Here is a 19,840-nt window from a genome sequence, read left to right as displayed (position 1 = left end):
ACAGAACTCTTCAAATCCCTGGGAAACCGTCGGGGCGAACCGCTTGCGGCGCCAAACGCGCTGGAGGCCGCCACCCGTGCCGTCTGGGTCCCCCCCTCCGGCGTGCGGTTCGGCTCGCATGGTCGAGCTCGCGGTTCGGCTCGCGCGGCCGGGAGCCGGTGGCCGGGTTCGCGCGGCCGGGAGCCGGTGGCCGGGTTCGCGCGGCCGGGAGCCGGTGCGGTGGAGCTGCGGTCAGATGATCAGGCTGAGCGGCATGATCAGGGCGATGGCGACCACCGAGATCACCGTCTCCATCACCGACCAGGACTTCAGGGTCTGGCCGACGCTCATCCCGAAGTACTCCTTCACCAGCCAGAAGCCGGCGTCATTGACGTGTGAGAAGAACAGCGAACCGGCGCCGATCGCCAGCACCAGCAGGGCCGCATGGGTCGACGACATGTCGGCGGCCAGCGGGGCCACGATGCCCGCGGCGGTGATGGTGGCGACGGTGGCCGAGCCGGTCGCCAGCCGGATCAGGACGGCGATCAGCCAGCCGAGCAGCAGTGCCGAGATGTGCCACTTGCTCGACCACTCGCTGACCGCGTTGCCCACGCCGACATCGATCAGGGTCTGCTTGAAGCCGCCGCCCGCGCCGACGATGAAGACGATGCCGGCGATCGGGCCGAGCGACTTGCCCACGATGTCGGAGATCCGGTCCTTCGAGAAGCCGGCCGCCCTGCCGAGCGTCAGCATGCCCAGCAGGGTCGCGGCGAGGAGGGCGATCAGCGGCGAGCCGATGAAGTCGAACACCCGCTGCGGCATCGCCTTCGGGTCGTCGATCACGACATCGGCCAGCGCCTTGCCGAGCATCAGCACGACCGGCAGCAGGATGGTCGCCAGCACAGCGCCGAAGGACGGGGTCCGCTCGGGCTTCTCGGTCTCCACCGGGGTGGTGGTCGCCGGGACCGCCAGCGGGCCGACCCAGCGCTCGGCGACCCGGGCGAACAGCGGCCCGGCGATGATCAGGGTCGGGACGGCGATCAGCAGGCCGAGCGCCAGGGTGACGCCGAGGTCGGCCTTCAGCGCGTCGACGGCCACCAGCGGGCCCGGGTGTGGCGGGACGAGCCCGTGCAGTACCGAGAGGCCGGCCAGCGCGGGGATGCCGATCCGCATCAGCGGGATGTTTCCCCGGCGGGCGACCAGCAGCACGATCGGGATCAGCAGGACGACGCCGACCTCGAAGAACAACGGCAGGCCGAGGACGGCCGCGATCAGCGCCATCGCCCACGGCAGCATCCTGGGACCGGAGCGGGACAGCACGGTGTCCGCGATGGTGTTCGCCCCGCCGGAGTCGGCGAGCAGCTTGCCGAGCATCGCGCCGAGGCCGATCAGCAGGCCGACGCCGGCGACCGTGGCGCCGAAGCCCGTCGAGAAGCTGGACAGCAGCTTGTCGAACGGAGCGCCCGCGACGGCGGCCAGCAGGCCCGAACCGAGGGTCAGCGCGAGAAACGGGTGCAGCTTCAGCTTGGTGATCAGCAGCACGATGGCGCCGATGCTGAGCAGCACCGCGATCAGCAGCTGGGAGTCGCTGCTGGTGTGCGGCAGGGCCGGTGGGGCGGCCGCGAGCACGAGGGTGGGGGTCACGCGAGGTCTCCATTGACGGGCCGCAGCAGTGCCACGGCCATCTCGACGAGTTCTTCGGGGGGCAGGCCGACGTCCAGGACGGCGCCGCGCTCGTCCGCCGCGAGGGGTTCCAGGGCGGCGTACTGCGAGTCGAGCAGCGACGGCGGCATGAAGTGGCCGGTGCGGTGGGCGAGCCGGTCCCCGACCAGCTCGTGACCGCCGCTGAGGTGCAGGAAGAAGGCGCCCGGGCAGGCCGCGCGCAGGGTGTCGCGGTAGCGGTGCTTCAGCGCCGAGCAGGTGACCACGCCGCCGGTGCCGGCGTCGGTCCGCTCCCCGAGCCAGCCGCCGAGGGCGCGCAGCCAGGGGGCGCGGTCCTCGTCGTCCAGCGGGATACCGGCCGACATCTTGGCGATGTTGGCGGGCGGGTGGAAGTCGTCCGCCTCGGCGTAGGGGAGGTCGAGGCGGTCGGCCAGGAGGCGGGCCAGGGTGGTCTTGCCGACACCGGAGACGCCCATCACCACGACCGCGAGGGGGCCGGGGGTGGTGGGTTCCGGGGTGTCGTGGTTCTCGACGCTGAGAGCCATGGGTGGTGCTCCTTCGTTGCCAGGCCGCCACTATCGCTCCAAAGATATGACGTATTCAAGTAGTGGAAACCAAATCGTCATACTTTTAACGATGGGGGGACGGGAAGGGGTGCCCCGGGCAGCCGGGGCGAGGGCCGCGCGGCGCGGGGTGGCGGATGACGTCTAGGCTGGGCGGATGGAGATCCAGGGGCTGCCCGGCCGACTGCTTGCCGAGCTCGGACCGGCCATCGCGTCCGGGGAGATTCCCGAGGGCGGGGTGCTGCGCAGCGAGGAGCTGGAGGAGCGGTTCGGGGTGTCGCGGACGGTGGTCCGCGAGGCGGTGCGCATCCTGGAGGGGATGCGCTTGGTGGCGTCCCGGCGCCGGGTCGGCATCACCGTCCAGCCGAAGTCCGACTGGGACGTCTTCGATCCGCTGGTGATCCGCTGGCGGCTGGCGGGCAGCGACCGGCCGGCGCAGCTGCGTTCGCTCGGCTCGCTGCGGGTCGCGGTGGAGCCGGCCGCGGCCGCCCTGGCCGCACGGCATGCCAGTGACGACGATCGTCGCCGACTCAGCGCACTGGCAGTGGAGTTGACGATGACGGCGCGCGCCGCCGATCTGGAGACCTTCCTCCGGCACGACATCGCCTTCCACGCCACCGTCCTGCGGGCGTCCGGGAACGAGATGTTCGCCCACCTCGGGGACACCGTCGGGGCGGTGCTGACCGGCCGGACCGAGTACCATCTGATGCCCCATCAGCCCGAGTCCTACGCGATCCGGCTGCACCGCGAGGTCGCGGAGGCGATCTGCGCGGGGGACGCCGGGCATGCGGAGCAGGCGATGCGGACGATCGTGGCGGGCGCGCTGGAGGAGCTCAACCAGCAGTTGGACCGGCCCGCGGCCGAGCCGGGGCTTTCCGGTACAGATCACACGATTTGACGGCAGTTCGGTGAATTCGGGCGCATAGTCCGGGTACGGCAGGGCAGAGTGTTCCCCGGGGGGGCGCGTTTCGTGCGCCCGTCCCGCACGCCTGCCACCGTCGACCGCGCTGGGGGTCGCCCGATGTCCGTCGCACGCCGTCGCCGCCGTCTGCCCGACGAGGTACGGGTCGCCGCCGTCCGGGCGGTGCTCTGCCTGGCGTTCACCCTGGTCGGCCTGTTGGTCGCCACGCTGGCCTCGTACGCGGGCAGTTGGCTGATGACGCCCGCGCTGATGGCGATGGGGCTCGGGGTGTTCGGCTCGGCGTGGTGCCTTCTGGAGATCCTGATCTCACGCCAGATCGCCGCGCAGCGGATGCGCGGGCCGAACTCGGCGTCGCCGATGGCGGGCAGCCGGGCCCCCTCCGGAGCCCGGCCGCTCCCCCGCCCGGCCGGCCCGCCGGCCACGACGGTCAGGCCGGGACGGCCCGGTAGTGGGTGGTGAGCCGGCCGGTGTCGTCCAGGACGTGGAAGACGAGCATCGGCGGCTGGTCGAAGCGGATGTCGGGGGCGCCCTCGCAGGGCAGCGTGACGGTGGAGACGACGCCGGGCGCGACCAGGACGGGCAGCCCGGCGAAGGTGGTGGCCGCGCCCGTGTGGGCATGGCCGCAGAGCAGGGCGGCCACCCGGGGGTGGCGGGCCAGCACCGCGGCGAGGCGCTCCTCGCCGAACTGGCGGATCGGGTCGACGTACGGCAGCTGGAGGTCGGCCGGCGGGTGGTGGAAGGCCACCAGCGCGGGCAGTTCGGGGCGGCCGTCGGCGAGCCGGGCGTCCAGCCAGGCCAGCGTCTCGTCGTCCAGGAGGCCGTCGTCGCGGCCGGGGATGGATGAGTCGAGCATCAGGAGGTCGGCGCCGGGCAGCTCGTGCCGCCGGTTGACCGGGCCCTCGGCGGCTTCCTCGCCGAGCAGCACCTCGCGGTAGGGCGCGCGCCGGTCGTGGTTGCCGGGACAGGTGACCACCGGGTGACGGGAGCTCAGCACCTTGGCGACCTGCTCGTACTCCCCCGGCAGGCCGTGGTCGGCGAGGTCGCCGGTGACCAGCACGGCGTCCAGCGGGCCGGGCAGGGCGTTGAGGTACGCCATCACCTGCTCGGCCCGCCGGTACGCGCGGGCGCCGGCATCGCCCTCCTGGTCCTGGCCGAGGTGGATGTCACTGAAGTGAGCGATCGTCAGCATGCGGACACGCTAGTACGACCATCGGACAACGTCACCTGACAAGGCGTCACGAGACCGGGGCCTCCGCCGGGCGCTTGAACATCCGGGTGGCGGTGATCTCGCCGTGGATGGCCGGGCCGTCCGGGTCCGGCGCGGCCGGCAGACCCGGGCGCAGGTGCTCCTCTACCGAGATGTACTTGAGCCCGGCCCGCAGGTCGGCGTCGTTGCGCAGCCGGATGACCAGCGGGAACTCGGCGAGCGCGGTGGTGTCGAAGAGGCCGGTGGTGTAGATCAGCTGGACGCCGAGCGCGTCGGCCACGGCCCGCTGGAGCTCCAGCAGGTAGGTGGCGTTGGCGCGGCCGATCGGGTTGTCCAGGAAGAGCGTGCCGGCGTGCCGCAGCTGGGACTGGCCGCGGTCGTTGGCGCGCAGCGCGGCCATCGTGCAGTAGAGCGCGATGGCGGCCGTGAGCAGCTGGCCGCCGGAGAAGACGTCGGACATCTGGCCGACGCCGACCCGCTCGGCGCGCAGCACGGCGTCCGGCTTGAGGATCTCGACGGAGACGCCGCGCGGGCCGATCGCGGCGGCGACGCCGCGCAGCAGCAGGGACATTCCGTCGCGGCGCAGGTCGCTGTTCTTCCTGACGGCGGCGCGGGTGGCCTCGTCGATGACCTCGCCCAGGCGTTCGACCAGGGTGGCGTGGTCCGGGTCCTCGAAGCGGATGCGGAGGAACTCCTGGCCGGACCACTCCCCCAGGCCCTCGGGCAGGCGGGAGAGCCGCTGGGCGGCGCGCAGGGTGGTGAGCGAGGACTCCACCAGGCCGCGCAGGCGGTCGACGATCGAGCCGCGGTTGCGCTCCAGCTGGGCGAGTTCGTCGGTGAGCACGCGCAGCCGGGGGGCGAAGGCCGTGGCCCAGGCGGCGGCGTGGTCGGGCAGGGCGGAGGCGGGCAGTTCGCGGATCTGCTGGCGGGCCGGGGTGCGGACGGCCTCGTAGCGGGCCGCGTTGGCGTGCCGGACGAGCGCGTCGGAGGCGTCACGGACGGCGAGTTCGGCGGAGGAGAGCTCGCCGGCGGCGGTGCGCAGGGCCCGGCGGGCGTCGGCGGCGGCGGTGCGGGCGTCGGCGAGTGCGCCGAGGTAGGGCTCGGCCGGCCGTCCGTCGTCCTCCTGGTGCTCGCGCAGGCCGTCGCGGAGCTGGCCGGCGTGCTCGTCGAAGTCGGCGGCGGCGGACTGGGCGGCGTCGAAGGTCCGCTGGAGGTCGGCGTGCGCGGTGCGGGCGGTCTCGACCGTCTCGCGGCGCTCGGCGAGCCGGCTGGTGGCGGTGCGCAGCAGGGCCTGGGCGTGCTCGGGGTCGGCGGGGACGAGGTCCTCGGGCAGCTCGGTGTGGGCCTCGCCGTCGGCGGGGGCGGAGCGCTCGGCCTCGCCGCGCAGCCGGCCGAGCTGCTCGCTGGCGGCGGCGGCGCGGGCCTCGATGGTGGCGACCAGCTCCTCGGCGCGGGTGGCGGCCGCCTGGCGGGCGGGGCCGTCGGCGCCGTCGGGGCTGCCGAGCAGTTCCTCGGCGCGGGTGCGGACCTTGTTGGTGAGACGGTCGAGTTCGGCCGCGGCGGCGGCCTCGTCGCCCTCGGCGCGGGCCTGTTCGGCGCGCAGGTCGGCGCCGACGCCGACCTTCTCGTAGAGCTGGGAGGCGGCGCGGTAGGCCTCGCGCAGGGCGGGCAGGGCGGCGGGGGCGCCGGTGTCGGGCTCGTCGTCCTGCTCGGCGGCGGGGATCTCGGCGCGTTCGGCGCGCAGGGTCCGTGCGGTGCGGCGGGCGTCGTCGGCGGCGCGCTGGGCGGCCCGGCGGTCCTCGTCGCAGGTGCGGGCGCGCTCGGCGCACTGGGCCTGGCGGCGGTCGCACTCGGTGGCGTCCTCGGCGAGTTCGCGCAGGGCGCGCGTCCAGCCGGCGCGTTCGCGCAGCCGGAAGGCGAGGCCGGAGAGGGCGTCGGCGCGGCGGCGGGCGCGCTGGGCGGCCTCGCGGTGCTCCTCGTGCGCGAAGGCGGCGGCGGCGTGGTCGGTCTCGGCCTCGTCGTGGTCGGCGCGCAGGGTGTTGAGGGCGGCGGCGGCCTGCTCGGCGTGCTCACGGGCGGCCTCGGCCGCGGCGGCGAGTTCGGCGAGGGTGCCGGGCGGGCAGCTGGCGTGCCAGGAGGCGAGGCGCGCGGCGAGGGCGCGGTCGCCGCCGAGCCGGGCGGCGAGTTCGCGGATGTGCTCCTCACGGGCGGTGGCGCGGGTGCGCAGTTCGCGGCGCTCGTCATCGGCGGCGGACTCGTCGTGCATGGCCGGGTTCGGCGGCACGAGAAAGAACGCGGGCTCGTCGGTGATCGGGGCGATCAGCGAGGCGGCGGCGCCGACGGCCACGGTGGAGCGCGGCAGCAGGGCGGCGGCCTGGAGGGCCTCGCGGGCCCGCTCCAGCGAGTTGGGGTCGGTGATGACCACGCCGTCGACCAGTTCGGGCCGGGCGGCGAGGATCGCCTCGTGGTCCACCGGGTCGACGGACTGGGCGAGGTAGCGCCAGCCGGGCAGGGCGGGGATGCCGTGCTCGGCGAGGTACTCGACGGTGGCGAGGACGTCCGGGCCGGGCGGCAGCAGGCCGCCGTCGCCGAGCGCGGCGAGGATGCGGGAGTCGTCGGCGGCGGCGGTGCGCAGGTCGAACAGGGTGCGTTCGGCGGTGGCGATGGCCTCGTCGAGCAGCTCGCGCAGCGACTCGGCGGAGCGGTCCAGCACGGCGGGGGTGAGGAAGCCGGCCTCCTCCTGCGCACCGTCCTGGTAGGGGGTCAGCGAGAGCAGGTCGGCGAGGCGCGGCTCGGTGGCGAGCAGGGCGGCGGTGCGCTGCTCGGTGGCGAGGGCCTGGGCGGCGGCCTTGCGGGCGTCGCCGGCGCGTTCGGCGGCGAGCTCGGCGCGGCCGGTGGCGGCGGCGGCCTCGCGCAGCCGGGCGGCGGCGGACTCGGCGGCCGTGCGGGCCTGGGCGAGCGCGGCGCCGGCGGCCTTCTCGACGTCGGCGGCGTGCAGGGCCGCACGGGCCGGGTCGACGTCGCCGTCGGCGTCGATGAAGCCGGCCTCGACGGCGGCGGCGGTCTCCTGCTCGACCTCGGCGAGGCGCTGGCGCAGGTGGTCGGACTCGCTGCGGGCCTTCTGGGCGGCGGTGGCCGCCTCGGTGGCGTCGGTCTGGGCCTTGGACCCGTCGGCCTGCAGCTCGCCCGCCCGCTGCTCCTCGGTGTCGGCGCGGTCCTCGGCGGCCGCGGCGGCGGCTTCGAGGGCGCGGGCCAGGGCGGTGGCGGCGCGGGCGCGGGCGGCCAGCGCCGGGGCGGCGTCCAGCTCGGCCTCGCGGATGGCGGCGGCGACCCGGGTCACCCGGTCGGCGGCGGCGCGCTGGCGCAGCACGGCCTCGGCGGCCTGCCAGGCGGAGTGCAGGGTACGGGCCTCGGTCAGCTCGCGGCGCAGGGCGGCGGCCTCGGTGGTGGCGGCGGCCAGGCCCAGGGTGGCGTGCCGGTGGGCGAGTTCGGCGGTGATCAGGGTGTGCCGGGTGCGGTCGGCCTCGGCGGCGGTGACGGCGCCCGCCGCGGCGGCGACCTCGATGGCGAGGTCCTGGGCGCGGTCGCGTTCGGCGGCGGCCCGGGAGGTGAGGGCGTGGGCGAGCCGGCGGGTGCGGCGCTCAGCGGTGCGGTGGGCCTCGCGGACGGTCTCGCGGGCGGTGGTGGCCTCGGCGATCCGCTCCAGCAGGTCGAGCGAGCCGGCGGTGAAGTCGCGTTCGGCGGTGAGTTCGGCGCGGCGGCCGAGCTTGGCGGCGAAGCCGTGGACGAGGTCCGCGAGGCCGTCGGTGTCGCGGGTGTCGGTGACGGCGCGCAGCAGCAGGTCGGTGAAGTCGCTGTCGTGCTTGACCGCGAAGAGGCCGGCCGCCTCGCCCTCGTCGGCGTTCATCTCGCGCTGGTAGCGGAAGAGTTCGGGGTCGAGGCCGAGGTCGCCGAGGTGCTCCGTCCAGCGGTCGTGGCCGTCCTCGAAGACCAGGTCGAGGTGCGGGTGGGCCTTGCCGGCCTCGGTGAGGGCGTCGCGGAAGCCCTTCATCGTGCGGCGGCGGCCGCGGGCCTTCTGGTCGCCGACCAGGCTGACCCGCTCGGCGACGGGCAGCGAGTCCAGGGTGAGGCCGGGGCCGGGGCGGAAGGAGTACCAGGTCTCGGCGAACTTGCGCGGGTCGGAGGAGACCTGGCGGCCGCGCCACTCGCTGACCTTGCCGACCACGATCAGCTCGCCGGTGACGGTGTGCTGCCACTCCAGGGCGACGTGGCCGCAGTCGTCGGCGAGCAGGAACTTGCGCAGCACGCCGGAGCTGGCGCCGCCGAGGGTGTTGCGGTGGCCGGGGAGCATCACCGAGAAGATCAGCTTGAGCAGGACGGACTTGCCGCCGCCGTTCTCCAGGAAGAGCACGCCGGCCGGGGCGGGGCGGCGGACCGGACCGTCGGCCTCCTCGCCGAAGAGGCCGATCTGCTGCGGGGCCGGGTCGGCGACGGGCTCGCCGACGCCGCGCAGGTCGAGCACCGTGTCGGCGTATCGGGCGCCCGCCGGTCCGATCGAGTAGAGGCGGACCCGGTTGAGCTCGTACATGTGCGGCGGTTCTCCAGATGGGCGGTGCGGGAGGAGATGGGCGGTGCGGGAGGGTCGGTCAGAGGGAGTGGAACGGCAGACCCGCGTCGGCGACCAGCTCGTCGCCGGTGTCCGGCGGCAGCAGGCTGGCGGTGCCGTCGGAGACCGGGACGACGCCGAGGTCGAGCAGCTCGGCCATGGCGGCGCTGCCGGCCAGGTCGCGGACCTGGAGCTGGTAGCGGGCGGTGGTGCGGTAGGTGCCGCCGGAGTCGTCCGAGGTCTTCTGCAGGAAGCCGGAGTCGACCAGGAACATCACGGCCTTGGCGACGATGCCGATGGTCGAGCCGGAGAGCCGGCGGGCGTCCTTGGTGGCGCCGGTGGCGGTGCGCCGGGCCCAGACCCGCCAGGCGGCCTCCAGGCCGGGGGCGTCGCTCTGCGGGTCGGTGTTGGCGCCGTCGGCCTCGGCCTGCTCCTCCAGCCGGCGGCACGCCTGGCGGACGAAGGAGTCGACGCCGTTGACGGTGATCCGGCCGAGGTAGCCGTCGTCGGCGAGGTCCTCGGGCCGGGGGAAGGCCATCGCGGCGACGGCGAGGTGGGCCAGACCGTGCAGGAAGCGGTCGGTGGACTCGGAGGCGGCGCGGCGCGAGTAGTCGCCCATCCGGACGGCGAAGACGGAGTCCTCGGCGGCGGCCACGGCCATGCCGGCGCGCGGCGAGACCTCCAATACGACCAGGCCCATGCCGGTGGCGACGGCGTCGGCGAGGCGGGCGAACGGCGGGTCCTCGCGGTGGCGGCGGACCAGCTCGGCGTACTCGGCGTCGCGGGCGGGGAGCAGCTTGGCCTGGAGGCCGAAGGAGACCAGCCGGGCCGCGTCGGCGACGTCGGCCGGGGTGATCGCGGCGGGGGCGGCCGGCTCGGTCTCGGGCGCCCAGGACGTGTCGTGGTGGGTCGTCACGGGCGGTGCTCCTCTGGGGCGTTGCTGCTGGTCCGGATGGCCTGGGCGGTCTGGGCGCTGCGGGTGCTCTGGGTGGTGTGGATGGTCTGGGTGGCCTGGGTGGTCTGGCGGTGCGTCAACTGGCGTCCTTGCGGTCGGCCGCCATGCCGGCCGCGTCCAGCAGGGCGCTGCCGACGATGAGGTCGGCGCCGCCGAACTCCGGGTCGCGCAGCGGGGTGCCGTCGTCGACCGCGAAGAGCAGCCGCTCCTCGCCCTGCCGGTAAGCGGTGCCGACCGGCGGGCTGGCCGCGTGCACGGCCAGCAGGGCGACCAGGTACGGCAGCTCGGGGTCCTGCTTGCGGGCGTCGGCGAGCAGGCCGGAGAGCCGGCGGGGGGCGTCGGCGGGCAGGTCGAGCAGCTCCAGCGCGGACTCCAGCTGCGCCTCGGAGAACCGGCTGTCGTCGGGGGTGGCGACGAGGTCCGGGTCGGGCAGCTCGGCGCCCAGGTGCTCGCGTTCGACCGGCGGGGTGAGCAGCAGGTCCACCAGGTCGGCGACGCGGACCGAGACGGGCGTGCGCAGGCCGGTGCCGCGGGCGAAGAAGGCGCCGGTGGGCCGGACGGCCTGCTCCACCGGCAGCCGCAGCACGGGTGCGAGCAGCTGCCCGTAGAGGTCGATGCCGCTGCGGGCGCCGGGCGAGGCGAAGGCCTGGCGGTCCTGCTCGGCGCGGAACAGCGGGCCGGCCTCCAGCAGGCGGGTCTGCAGCTTCGTGTGGCGGCGGATGCAGTCCTTGACGATGTCGAGCAGCTCGGCGGCGCGGCGCTTGTGCTCCGCCCCTTCAGGGGTGTGGGGCTCGGCCTCGTCCCGGGCCTTGCGGATGTTGGTGAGAATCGCGTTCTCGTGCCGGTAGCGGTCGGCGATGTGGTCGAGCGCCTCGTCGATGAGGTCGGGGATGGCCTGCATCCAGTCGACGGCGCGCACGTTGCGCCGGGTGGCGTCGAGGGCGCGGCGCAGCGTCTCGGCGTACTGGACGGTGCGGTAGCGGGCCTGCTCGGCGGCGAGCTGGGCGTCGGCCAGGCGGCCCCGGCGGATCAGCACCTCCAGCTTGACCTCGGCGGCGATCTGGGCCGAGGTGACGTCGGTGTCGAGCGCGCCGACCAGGACGTTGACCGCCTCGTCGGTGGTGCGCAGGTAGACGCCGCCGTCGGGGCCGGGCACCTCCTCGATCAGCTTGAAGTCGTAGTCGCGGCGGACGTACGCGCCGTCCGCGCCGAAGGTGCCGTAAACGGCCCGGAAGCCGCGGTCGACGCTGCCGACGTTGATCAGCGACTCCAGCACCCAGCGGGCGACCCGCTCGTGCTCGGCGGTGGGCCGGCCGGTGGCCTGGGCGGCGACGCGGGGCAGCAGCCGGGCGAGCACTATGTCGCGGTCGGCCCCGGTGTCGAAGTCCATGTGCAGGGTGACCAGGTCGATCGCGGCGAGGCCGACCTCGGCCATCGCGTAGCCGCCGTACTCGCCGGCCAGCATCCCCTTGCGGTTGTCCAGGTCGTGGAGCGGGGCGGTGCAGGCCAGCGCTTTGAGCCGGCGGGCGAGGCCCTCGTCGGCTGCGGGGCCGGGCGCGGGCCGCACGGCGGCGGGGGCGGGCCCGGCGGGCGGCCGGAGCCCGTGCTCGGTGGGCGGGTCAGCGATGGCGGTCACGGTGGACAAGATTAGAGGTAGGCACCGACTTCGACCGAAACGGACCTTACGGGCAAGGCCGGGACCGGGCCGAACGCGCGCCACTAGAACTGGATTTCGAGAAAATGCCTTCACGGCGCGCCCGGCCCGGCCATCATGCGTCCTATGATCACCAGACTGGTACGAGGCGGCCTCGCCGCCGCACTGGCCGTGACCACCCTCGCCGCGGGCACCGCCGCCTCCGTCGCCGCGACCACCGCCCGGACGGCGGTCACCGGCCCGAACGTCGGCGTCACCCAGGCCGGGAACTACCCGATCTTCCCGGTCGACTACACCAACTTCTCGGTGACCTGGAAGTCCTCGGGCACCGCCGACCTCACCGGGGTCACCCACCTCACCGTCGAACTGCCGCCCGGTCTGACCACGAGCGGCGCGACGATCACCTCTTTCCAGGACTACACCTTCACCGAGACGATCTCGCCCGACGCCCGCCGCCTGGATGCCTACTTCACCGGCAACCGGGCTCCGGGGCGCAGTGAGTTCATGAAGGTCTACGTGCAGTCCCACGGCACCAAGCCGGCCGGGACGATCAAAGTGACGGCCGCGAACCGGAACGACGCGGACCCGTCCGACAACGTCTCGACCTATGTGCTCGGCAGCGGCCCGCAGGCCCCGGCCACCCAGGCCGCACCCGCGGTGACCGGCATCGACACCACGTCCGGCGCGGGCACGGGCGGCACCGCCGTCACACTGACCGGCACCAACCTGGACAACGGCTTCGTGCTGTTCGGCGACTCGGTCGCGGCCGGCAGCTGCACCGGCACCACCTGCACCGTGACCACCCCCGGCGGCGCGGGCAGCACGCCGGTCACCGTGGTCACCCCGGGAGGTTCCGCGGCCGCGCCCACCCCGTTCGACTACACCGGTGCGGCTCCCCCGGCGCCGCCCGCCCCGGCGGTCACCGGTCTGACCACCAGCACCGGCCCGGCCGCCGGAGGCACCCAGATCTACGTCCAGGGCAGCAACCTGGCCTACGGCACCGTGCGCTTCGGCGGCGTCCCGGCCACCCGCTACTCCTGCGGCGCGTCGCTCTGCTCGGCGACCGCCCCGGCGGGGACGGGCGTGGTCGATGTCACGGTGACCACGGCCGGCGGGACGAGCGCGGCCGGCCCGGCGGACCGGTTCACGTACACCGCGTAGCGGGTTTCGCAGGCAGTGGCCGGGCGCGGGGTTCGCGTCCGGCCACCGGCGTCTCCGGGCGTTTCCCGGCGTTTCCCGGCGTTTCCGGGCGGACCACGGGCGCAGCCCGGGCGGACTCGCGGCCATAGTTGAACACGTTCAATTCTTCGGTCTAGAGTCGTGCTGCGCGGGTGGGACAAGGCCTCACCCGCTCCTCGGCATGGAGGTTTGCGCGATGGGCACTGATCCCGAGACTGCCCTGCGGCGGGTGCGCCGGTGGCTGTGGATCTTCGTGGTCTGCCTGGTGCTGAGCGGCCTGACCGCCTTCCCGCTGGAGACCGAGACCAGGTGGCTGGCCGGGTTCGCCACCGGCCCGGCCGCCCCCGTCACCGACCACCTGCCGGCCCTGGTCGCGTGGCTCGAACGGGTCCGCGACGGCCTCGCCGAGACCAACGACCGCTATCCCTTCCTCGCCTACGGCACCGACTGGCTCGCCTTCGCGCACCTGGCGATCGCTGCCGCGTTCCGGGGGCCGCTCAAGGACCCGGTGCGCAACATCTGGGTGATCCGCTGGGCCGTCCTCGCCTGCGCGGGCATCATCCCGTTGGCCCTGGTCTGCGGTCCGCTCCGGGGCATCCCGCTCTACTGGCGATTCATCGACATGTCGTTCGGCGTCGTCGGCGTCGTCCCGCTGCTGATCGTGCTGCGCGCGTTGCGGCCGCTGGAACGGGCCGCCGACGCCGCCGCCCGCACCACCGCGGCCACCGGGTGAGCCGTCCGGGGGAACGCCCGGGCACCGGGCCGCCGGTGGGGCGGGCCGGTGCCCGGGCGGGCGGCACCGGGCTTCACACGCAGGCCCTACCATCTGGCTCAACAGCTGTGGGAGGCGGACGGGCGTGACCGATGCGGTGATCGATCTCAATGCGGACCTCGGTGAGGGGTTCGGGCGGTGGACGCTGACCGACGACGAGGCGCTGCTCTCCGTGGTGACCAGCGCCAACGTCGCCTGCGGCTTCCACGCCGGGGATCCGTCGACCATGCGCCGGGTCTGCGCGCTGGCCGCCGAGCACGGCGTCCGGATCGGCGCCCAGGTCTCCTACCGCGACCTGGCCGGCTTCGGCCGGCGCGCGATGGACGTCCCGCCGGAGGAGCTGGCCGACGAGGTCGCCTACCAGATCGGCGCCCTCCAGGTCTTCGCCCGCGCGGCCGGCTCCCGGGTCTCGTACGTCAAACCGCACGGCGCCCTCTACAACCGGGTGGTGGGCGACTCCGAGCAGGCCGAGGCGGTGGTCGCGGGCGTGCTGCGGGCCGGGGCGGTCTGCGACGGCCCGCTGCCCGTGCTCGGCCTGCCCGGCTCCCGCTTCCTGGCGGTCGCCGAGGGCGTCGGGCTCCCGGTGGTCACCGAGGCGTTCGCCGACCGCGCGTACACCTGGGCCGGCACCCTGGTGCCGCGCCGCGAACCGGACGCCGTGGTGCACGACCCCGAGACGGTGATCACCCGCGCGGTCGGCATCGCCCGGGACGGCACGGTGGAGGCCGTCGGCGGCGAGCCGATCGCGGTCGAGGCGCGCTCGCTCTGCGTCCACGGCGACACGCCCGGCGCCGCCCAGCTCGCCTGGCGCATCCGCGGCGCGCTCGCCTCGGCGGGCGTGCGGGTGGAGGCCTTCACGTGAAGGCGGCGGGGGGCGCCGAGGGCCAGGGGGGCGCCGAGGGCCGGTCGGGCTCGGGCGCCACGACCGGGGGCTCGGGCACCACGGCGGAACGTGGCGGCGATCCGGAGCTCCGGCCGGCCGGGGACCACGCGCTGCTGGTCGAGGTCGCCGGGACGGCCGAGGTGGGCGCCCTGTACGCCTGGCTGCGCGAGCGGCAGGCGGCGGGCGAGCTGCCCGCCGTCGAGGAGATCGTCCCCGCCGCCCGGACCGTCCTGCTGGACGGCGTCGCCGACGTCCCCGCGCTCACCGCGCTGCTGCGGGCGGCCCGCCCGACGGCGGCGGCCACGGCGCCCGGCCCGCTGCTGGAGGTGCCCACCGTGTACGACGGCGCCGATCTCGCCGAGGTGGCCGCGCTCTGGGGGGTCTCCCCCGAGGCGGCCGTACGGATCCACACCGAGCCCGAGTACGTGGTCGCCTTCTGCGGCTTCGCCCCCGGCTTCGGCTACCTCACCGGCCTGCCGGAGCAGTACGCGGTACCTCGGCGCGCCACCCCGCGCAGTGCCGTCCCGGCCGGCTCGGTCGCCTTGGCCGGCCCCTACACCGGCGTCTACCCGCGCTCCTCCCCCGGCGGCTGGCAGCTCCTCGGCCGCACCGGTCTGCCGCTCTGGGACGCCGCCCGCGAACCGGCGGCGCTGCTCGCACCGGGCGTGCGGGTCCGGTTCACGGCGGCGCGGTCCACGGCCGACGGGGCAGGGGCCGACGGGGCAGGGGCGATGCGGGGTGACCGTGGCTGAGCGGGAGCCCTCAGCCACCGGGGCAGGGACCGGGGCCGGGAGCAGGTCCAGGATCGGGGCCGAGCTGGAGGTGGTCCGGCCCGGCCCGCTGACCACCGTGCAGGACCTCGGGCGCCGGGGCGTCGCCCACCTCGGCGTTCCCCGGGCGGGTGCGCTGGACGGGCCGGCGCTGCGTGCGGCCAACCGGCTGGTCGGCAACGAGCCCGGCGCGGCCGCCCTGGAGACCACGCTCGGCGGGGTCGCCCTGCGCGCGGACGGGCCGGTGGTCGTGGCCGTCACCGGCGCACCGTCCCCGGTCCGGGTGGACGGGCGGCCCGCCGCGTGGGGCGCGCCCGTCGCCGTCCCGGCCGGCGCGCTGGTCGAGGTCGGTGCCGCCACCCACGGTGTGCGCGGCTACCTGGCGGTGGCGGGCGGGATCGCCGTCCCGCCCGTGCTCGGCAGCCGCTCGGCCGACCTGCTCTCCGGCCTCGGCCCGCCCCCGCTGGCCGCCGGCGACCGGCTGCCGGTCGGCCCGCCCCCGCCGTACCGGCCGGCCGCCGACCTGGTGCCCCTGCCCGCACCCCCGGCCGAACTGGTGCTGCGGCTGCAGCTCGGGCCCCGCGCCGACTGGTTCGAACCGCAGTCGGTGGCCTGGCTGGCCCGCGAGCACTACCGGGTGGCCCCGGCCAGCAACCGGATCGCCCTGCGGACGGAGGGCCCGTCGGTCAGCCGGGCCCGCGGCGGCGAACTGCCCAGCGAGGGCATGGTGCTGGGCGCCGTCCAGATCCCCCCGGACGGCCTGCCGGTGGTCTTCCTCGCCGACCACCCCACCACCGGCGGCTATCCCGTCCTCGGTGTCGTCCCGCCCGCCGACCTCGCGTCGGCCGCCCAGGCCCGCCCGGGAACGCCGGTCAGGTTCGTGCTGCTGCGGGGGCGGTAGGGCGCTCCCGCCGCAGCACGGTGAGCCGCGCGGTGCAGGGCCCGCCGCTGCGCGCACCCGTGACCGTCGACGACCCGTCAGGGCGGAGCAGTCACGTGCCTGTTGTCGAGCCTCCGGGCAGTGTCGGCCCGGGTCAGCAATCGAACAGGGCTGAGGTCAGGCGGTGTCGGCGAGCCGGATCGGTGTAGTGGTCGGGGCGGTCAGCACGGTTGGCGAAGTCCTGCGACGAGGAGCTCGACCATTCTGCGTGCGTCGTAGCGGGGGTCGCTCTCGGCGCCGATGCAGAGGTTTCCGACGCCTCGCATGAGCTGGTAGGCGTCGTGGCCGGGGCGGATCTCACCGGAGGCCGCGGCGGCGTCGAGGAGTCGGGTGCACACCGGCAGGAGGCGCTCCAGGAAGTAGGCGTGCAGCGCCTCGAAGCCGGAACTGTCGCTGCGCAGTGCGGCTGCGAGGCCGTGCTTGGTGACCAGGAAGTCGACGAAGAGGTCGACCCACCGCCCGAGGGCGGCGTGAGGTGTCGGGCTGGTCGTCAGCAGGGCCGGGCCGGCTTCGGCGCAGGCTTCGACCTGGTGGCGGTAGACGGCGATGACGAGATCCGCCCGGGTGGGGAAGTGGCGGTAGATCGTGCCCGTCCCGACGCCGGCCTTGGCCGCGATGTCGCGTACCGGCGCTTCCACGCCCGAGGTGACGAAGACCGCGGCGGCCGCGTTCAGCAGGGCCTGCTGGTTTCGCCGGACGTCCTTGCGCTGAGATCCGGACGCGCTTGGCGCGCTCTGGTCATTGTCCTTCACCGCGACGCTCCTTCCGTGACATTGCCAAATCGGAACCGCGTTCCGTATCGTGAGCGGAACAAGGTTCCGTTTCGCCCATTGTGGCAGACCCCGGGACCGGGCCGGCCATCATCACGCTCCACCCGGACAGAAGAGCACGCGCGATCGTCGACGCCGGTGTCGACGTGTCTGCGCACGAGAAACGCTCCCCGCTCCCCGCTCGGCCCGGCCTTCGGCGCCACCGGTCGCCAGGCCTACGGAAACCGAGACTGCGAAGAACCGAACGGAAGGCACTTTCATGTCCGACTCGAACGCCGCGGACGCCCAGAAGACCGCGGGTGCGCCCGCCATGGTGGTATCCGCGAATCCGGTCGTCCTGCCCGCCCCGGGCCGCGGCGAGGACCTCCAGGTCCGCGTTTCCGCCCCCGCCACCGGCAGCGACCTGCCCGTCATCGTCTTCTCGCACGGCTTCGGCTGGTCGATGAACGGCTACGCCCCGCTGGCGGACTACTGGGCCGCACACGGCTTTGTCGTCATCCAGCCCACCCACCTCGACTCCAGGACACTCGGCCTTCCGGCCGACGACCCCCGTACGCCGCGGATCTGGCGCTTCCGGATCGAGGACCTCACGAGCGTGCTGGACGGACTCGACGCCCTGGAAGCCTCCGTGCCGGGCCTCGCCGGGCGCATCGACCACGACCGCATCGCCGTGGCCGGCCACTCCTGGGGAGCCCAGAGCGCGAGCACGCTGCTGGGCGCGCGCGTCCTCGACCCCGACGGCGCACCCGGCGAGGACATGTCCGACCCCCGCGTCAAGGCGGGTGTGCTGCTCGCCCTGACCGGCCTGGGCGACGACCTGACCCCGTTCGCCGCCGAGCACCTGCCCTTCATGAAGCCGTCCTTCGACACCATGACCACGCCGGCGCTCATCGTCGCCGGGGACCACGACCAGTCCCACCTGTCCACACGCGGACCGGACTGGTTCACCGACCCCTACACCCACAGCCCGGGAAACAAGAGTCTGCTCACGCTGTTCGAGGCCGAGCACTCGCTCGGAGGAATCCCTGGATACGAGGTCGCCGAGACGACGGACGAGAGTCCCGCCCGCGTCGCCCTGATCCAGCGACTCACCACGGCCTTCCTGCGCAGTGCCCTCCACCCCGAGGACACCGGCTGGACGGCGGCGGCCACCGCACTGGACGCAGACCCCGACCCGCTGGGGAAGCTGCAGAGCAAGTAGGCGAGCCCCCACCGGGACCCGCCACCCCGGCGGTCCGGCGGTCCGGCGGTCCGGCGGTCCGGCGGTCCGGGGGCGGTCGGCACGGCGGGCGACTCCTGGGCGGCGGGGGCGTGCGCGTGTCGTGCCATGGTGGCGCACCACGCCGAGGTGACACGTCATGCCGTCGTGGCGGGGCAGGCCGCGATGACCTGCCCCGCCGCATCAGCGCGTCATGCCACCACGGCACGCCGCGCCAGGGCTGCGGCGGCGGCCTCGGCGAAGCCCTCCGGATTGTCGAACATGATGTTGTGCCCGCACTCCGGGATCGCCACCACCTCCACGCCCGCCTCACGCAGCCGGGCCGCGCCCGACGGGGCACCGTCGGCCTGCGGGTGGAGGAAGGTCCGCGGGACGTCCAGGTCGAGCAGGAGCTCCCGCATGGTCGGGACGGTGCCGCGGGCGAGGTGGACAGCGCTTCGGTGGAGGGCCTCGGGGCCGGCCAGCCGCATGGTGGACCACCAGAGCGGGCCGACCCACCGGCCGACCTCCTCCCGGCCGCCGGCCAGGAACTCCTCCTCGGTGAAGGTGGCGATCCCGCTGCTGCCGGGGCGGCGGGCGGGCACGATCGGGTCGAGGTTGGCGTCGACCAGGAGGAGGTTGGCGACCAGCCGTGGATGCCGGTGGGCCAGCACGATCGCCACCGCGCCGCCCATGCTGTGTCCGACCACCTCGACCTCGGTCAACCCGGCCGCGTCCAGCGCCGCCGCCACCGCGTCGGCGTGGGCCTCCAGCGTGTAGGAGAAGCCAGCGGGCCGGTCGCTGATGCCGAAGCCCAGCAGGTCGAGCAGGAGCGAGCGGCGCCCGGCGAGCAGCGGGTGGGCCGCGGCCGCGGCGAAGTAGACGGGCGAGCTGGCGCCGAGACCGTGCAGGTAGAGCCGGGCCGGTTTGGCGCCCGGCAGCTCCACCCAGCGGATCCGGTCGCCGTTCGGGGTGACGGTTGCTTGATGCACGGTCGTTCTCCTTCTCGGGTCGGGGTATCGCAACGTTCGATGTCCGGACAGAGGGGACGATACCTCGGCGTCGAGGTATCACGGTAGCGATATATTGAACGGGCACCCGAGAACGAGCCTCCGCACCCGCGGCCCCCGCGCCCAAGAACGACCCCCTGAGCCCGAGAACGACCCTCTGAGAGAGTGGCCCCATGCTGAAGCTCGCGATCCTCGGGTTCCTCCACGACCGGCCCCTGCACGGCTACGAGCTGCGCCGCCACCTCGCGGCGCTCACCGGGCACGTCCGGCCGATCAGCGACGGCACGCTCTACCCGGCGATCAAGCGCCTGGAGTCCGGGGGCCTGCTGGTGCGCGAGACCGAGCCGGGGACGGCCGCCGCCCCTCGGCACACCCTCCACCTCACCGAGGCCGGGCGGGCCGCACTGCTCGACCGGCTCCGCACTCCGGACGAGCTGGACATCAGCGACGAGAACCGCTGGTTCACCGTGCTGGCCTTCCTCCGCCACCTCGACGGCGAGCCGGCCGCCCAGGCCGCCGTGCTCCGCCGCCGCCTCGCCTTCCTGAGCGAGCCGGCCAGCTTCTTCTACGACGGCGCACGCCCGGTCGGCGCCGAGGAGGTGGCGGACCCGTTCCGCCGCGGGATGCTGCTGATTGCCCGCGCCACCACCGAGGCCGAGCTGGCCTGGCTGCACGACACCGTGGCGGAGCTGGACCGCAACGGGCAGTAGGGCTTGTCTGACAATTCCCGTGCGCGCGGCGGGAATTGTCGGACAAGCCCTAGCCCGGAC

18 protein-coding genes are annotated in these 19,840 nt (G+C 74.7%); 9 read left to right on the top strand and 9 right to left on the bottom strand.

Annotated elements, in window-relative coordinates:
- Positions 1–231: 231 nt before the first annotated feature.
- Complete coding sequence (locus ACZ6NC_RS29250; RefSeq protein ID WP_465736762.1) at positions 232–1,623, bottom strand: GntT/GntP/DsdX family permease; 1,392 nt, start codon at positions 1,621–1,623, stop codon at positions 232–234.
- Positions 1,620–2,186: a gluconokinase gene (locus ACZ6NC_RS29245; RefSeq protein ID WP_465736761.1), complete on the bottom strand. Its 567-nt coding sequence runs from the start codon at positions 2,184–2,186 to the stop codon at positions 1,620–1,622. The genes ACZ6NC_RS29250 and ACZ6NC_RS29245 overlap by 4 nt, the downstream gene beginning before the upstream one ends.
- Positions 2,187–2,361: 175 nt before the next feature.
- Here ACZ6NC_RS29245 and ACZ6NC_RS29240 point away from each other — a divergent pair, with 175 nt between their 5' ends.
- The gene (locus ACZ6NC_RS29240) at positions 2,362–3,102 is read left to right on the top strand and encodes a FadR/GntR family transcriptional regulator (RefSeq protein ID WP_465736760.1); all 741 of its coding nucleotides are present in this window, start codon (positions 2,362–2,364) and stop codon (positions 3,100–3,102) included.
- 123 nt (positions 3,103–3,225) lie between these two features.
- Positions 3,226–3,585: a hypothetical protein gene (locus tag ACZ6NC_RS29235; RefSeq protein WP_465736759.1), complete on the top strand. Its 360-nt coding sequence runs from the start codon at positions 3,226–3,228 to the stop codon at positions 3,583–3,585.
- Here ACZ6NC_RS29235 and ACZ6NC_RS29230 read toward each other — a convergent pair.
- The 5 genes from ACZ6NC_RS29230 to ACZ6NC_RS29210 are packed head-to-tail and all read right to left on the bottom strand — an operon-like array spanning position 3,554 to position 11,530.
- On the bottom strand, positions 3,554–4,315 hold the full coding sequence (locus tag ACZ6NC_RS29230) for a metallophosphoesterase (protein ID WP_465736758.1): 762 nt from the start codon (positions 4,313–4,315) through the stop codon (positions 3,554–3,556). The genes ACZ6NC_RS29235 and ACZ6NC_RS29230 overlap by 32 nt on opposite strands.
- A gap of 46 nt (positions 4,316–4,361) precedes the next feature.
- A complete protein-coding gene (locus ACZ6NC_RS29225; protein WP_465736757.1) occupies positions 4,362–8,921 on the bottom strand; it encodes a hypothetical protein in 4,560 nt (1,519 codons plus the stop codon).
- A gap of 58 nt (positions 8,922–8,979) precedes the next feature.
- Positions 8,980–9,855: a hypothetical protein gene (locus ACZ6NC_RS29220; RefSeq protein ID WP_465736756.1), complete on the bottom strand. Its 876-nt coding sequence runs from the start codon at positions 9,853–9,855 to the stop codon at positions 8,980–8,982.
- Positions 9,852–9,974: a hypothetical protein gene (locus ACZ6NC_RS29215; RefSeq protein ID WP_465736755.1), complete on the bottom strand. Its 123-nt coding sequence runs from the start codon at positions 9,972–9,974 to the stop codon at positions 9,852–9,854. Before ACZ6NC_RS29215 ends, ACZ6NC_RS29220 begins: the two co-directional genes overlap by 4 nt.
- Positions 9,971–11,530, bottom strand: coding sequence for a hypothetical protein (locus ACZ6NC_RS29210; RefSeq protein WP_465736754.1), 1,560 nt, complete (start codon positions 11,528–11,530; stop codon positions 9,971–9,973). Before ACZ6NC_RS29210 ends, ACZ6NC_RS29215 begins: the two co-directional genes overlap by 4 nt.
- 144 nt (positions 11,531–11,674) lie before the next feature.
- Between ACZ6NC_RS29210 and ACZ6NC_RS29205 the strand changes: the two genes are divergently transcribed.
- The 5 genes from ACZ6NC_RS29205 to ACZ6NC_RS29185 all read left to right on the top strand — a co-directional run bounded on the left by ACZ6NC_RS29205 (position 11,675) and on the right by ACZ6NC_RS29185 (position 16,053).
- Entirely contained in the window at positions 11,675–12,709 is a 1,035-nt protein-coding gene (locus ACZ6NC_RS29205; RefSeq protein WP_465736753.1) for an IPT/TIG domain-containing protein, read from the top strand.
- Between the two features lie 214 nt (positions 12,710–12,923).
- A complete protein-coding gene (locus ACZ6NC_RS29200) occupies positions 12,924–13,460 on the top strand; it encodes a hypothetical protein (RefSeq protein ID WP_465736752.1) in 537 nt (178 codons plus the stop codon).
- 124 nt (positions 13,461–13,584) lie between these two features.
- Positions 13,585–14,361, top strand: a complete 777-nt coding sequence (locus tag ACZ6NC_RS29195) for a LamB/YcsF family protein (protein ID WP_465736751.1) — start codon at positions 13,585–13,587, stop codon at positions 14,359–14,361.
- 131 nt (positions 14,362–14,492) lie between these two features.
- Positions 14,493–15,134 (top strand): 5-oxoprolinase subunit PxpB, encoded by a 642-nt coding sequence (pxpB, locus tag ACZ6NC_RS29190; protein ID WP_465736779.1) that lies wholly within the window; start codon positions 14,493–14,495, stop codon positions 15,132–15,134.
- Between the two features lie 52 nt (positions 15,135–15,186).
- On the top strand, positions 15,187–16,053 hold the full coding sequence (locus ACZ6NC_RS29185; RefSeq protein ID WP_465736778.1) for a 5-oxoprolinase subunit C family protein: 867 nt from the start codon (positions 15,187–15,189) through the stop codon (positions 16,051–16,053).
- A gap of 200 nt (positions 16,054–16,253) precedes the next feature.
- Here the strand turns inward: ACZ6NC_RS29185 and ACZ6NC_RS29180 are convergent, their stop codons facing one another.
- Positions 16,254–16,844: a TetR/AcrR family transcriptional regulator gene (locus tag ACZ6NC_RS29180; protein WP_465736750.1), complete on the bottom strand. Its 591-nt coding sequence runs from the start codon at positions 16,842–16,844 to the stop codon at positions 16,254–16,256.
- A 277-nt stretch (positions 16,845–17,121) separates the two neighbouring features.
- On the opposite strand from ACZ6NC_RS29180, the gene ACZ6NC_RS29175 reads away from it, so the two are divergent.
- Positions 17,122–18,063 (top strand): alpha/beta hydrolase family protein, encoded by a 942-nt coding sequence (locus tag ACZ6NC_RS29175; protein ID WP_465736749.1) that lies wholly within the window; start codon positions 17,122–17,124, stop codon positions 18,061–18,063.
- Positions 18,064–18,272: 209 nt separating this feature from the next.
- Here ACZ6NC_RS29175 and ACZ6NC_RS29170 read toward each other — a convergent pair whose 3' ends face one another.
- A complete protein-coding gene (locus ACZ6NC_RS29170) occupies positions 18,273–19,052 on the bottom strand; it encodes an alpha/beta fold hydrolase (RefSeq protein WP_465736748.1) in 780 nt (259 codons plus the stop codon).
- Between the two features lie 191 nt (positions 19,053–19,243).
- Between ACZ6NC_RS29170 and ACZ6NC_RS29165 the strand changes: the two genes are divergently transcribed.
- Complete coding sequence (locus ACZ6NC_RS29165) at positions 19,244–19,780, top strand: PadR family transcriptional regulator (RefSeq protein WP_465736747.1); 537 nt, start codon at positions 19,244–19,246, stop codon at positions 19,778–19,780.
- Positions 19,781–19,840 lie beyond the last annotated feature (60 nt).

The organism is Kitasatospora sp. NPDC041988 (assembly GCF_055588525.1).
The sequence above is the reverse complement of the archived record's forward strand: the minus strand, read 5'-3'. Positions and strand labels throughout refer to the sequence as shown.

Coding starts and splice junctions, on each gene's coding strand:
- ACZ6NC_RS29245 (WP_465736761.1), bottom strand. CDS start 2,186: ATGGCTCTCAGCGTCGAGAACCACGACACCCCGGAACCCACCACCCCC.
- ACZ6NC_RS29240 (WP_465736760.1), top strand. CDS start 2,362: ATGGAGATCCAGGGGCTGCCCGGCCGACTGCTTGCCGAGCTCGGACCG.
- ACZ6NC_RS29235 (WP_465736759.1), top strand. CDS start 3,226: ATGTCCGTCGCACGCCGTCGCCGCCGTCTGCCCGACGAGGTACGGGTC.
- ACZ6NC_RS29230 (WP_465736758.1), bottom strand. CDS start 4,315: ATGCTGACGATCGCTCACTTCAGTGACATCCACCTCGGCCAGGACCAG.
- ACZ6NC_RS29225 (WP_465736757.1), bottom strand. CDS start 8,921: ATGTACGAGCTCAACCGGGTCCGCCTCTACTCGATCGGACCGGCGGGC.
- ACZ6NC_RS29205 (WP_465736753.1), top strand. CDS start 11,675: ATGATCACCAGACTGGTACGAGGCGGCCTCGCCGCCGCACTGGCCGTG.
- ACZ6NC_RS29200 (WP_465736752.1), top strand. CDS start 12,924: ATGGGCACTGATCCCGAGACTGCCCTGCGGCGGGTGCGCCGGTGGCTG.
- ACZ6NC_RS29175 (WP_465736749.1), top strand. CDS start 17,122: ATGTCCGACTCGAACGCCGCGGACGCCCAGAAGACCGCGGGTGCGCCC.
- ACZ6NC_RS29165 (WP_465736747.1), top strand. CDS start 19,244: ATGCTGAAGCTCGCGATCCTCGGGTTCCTCCACGACCGGCCCCTGCAC.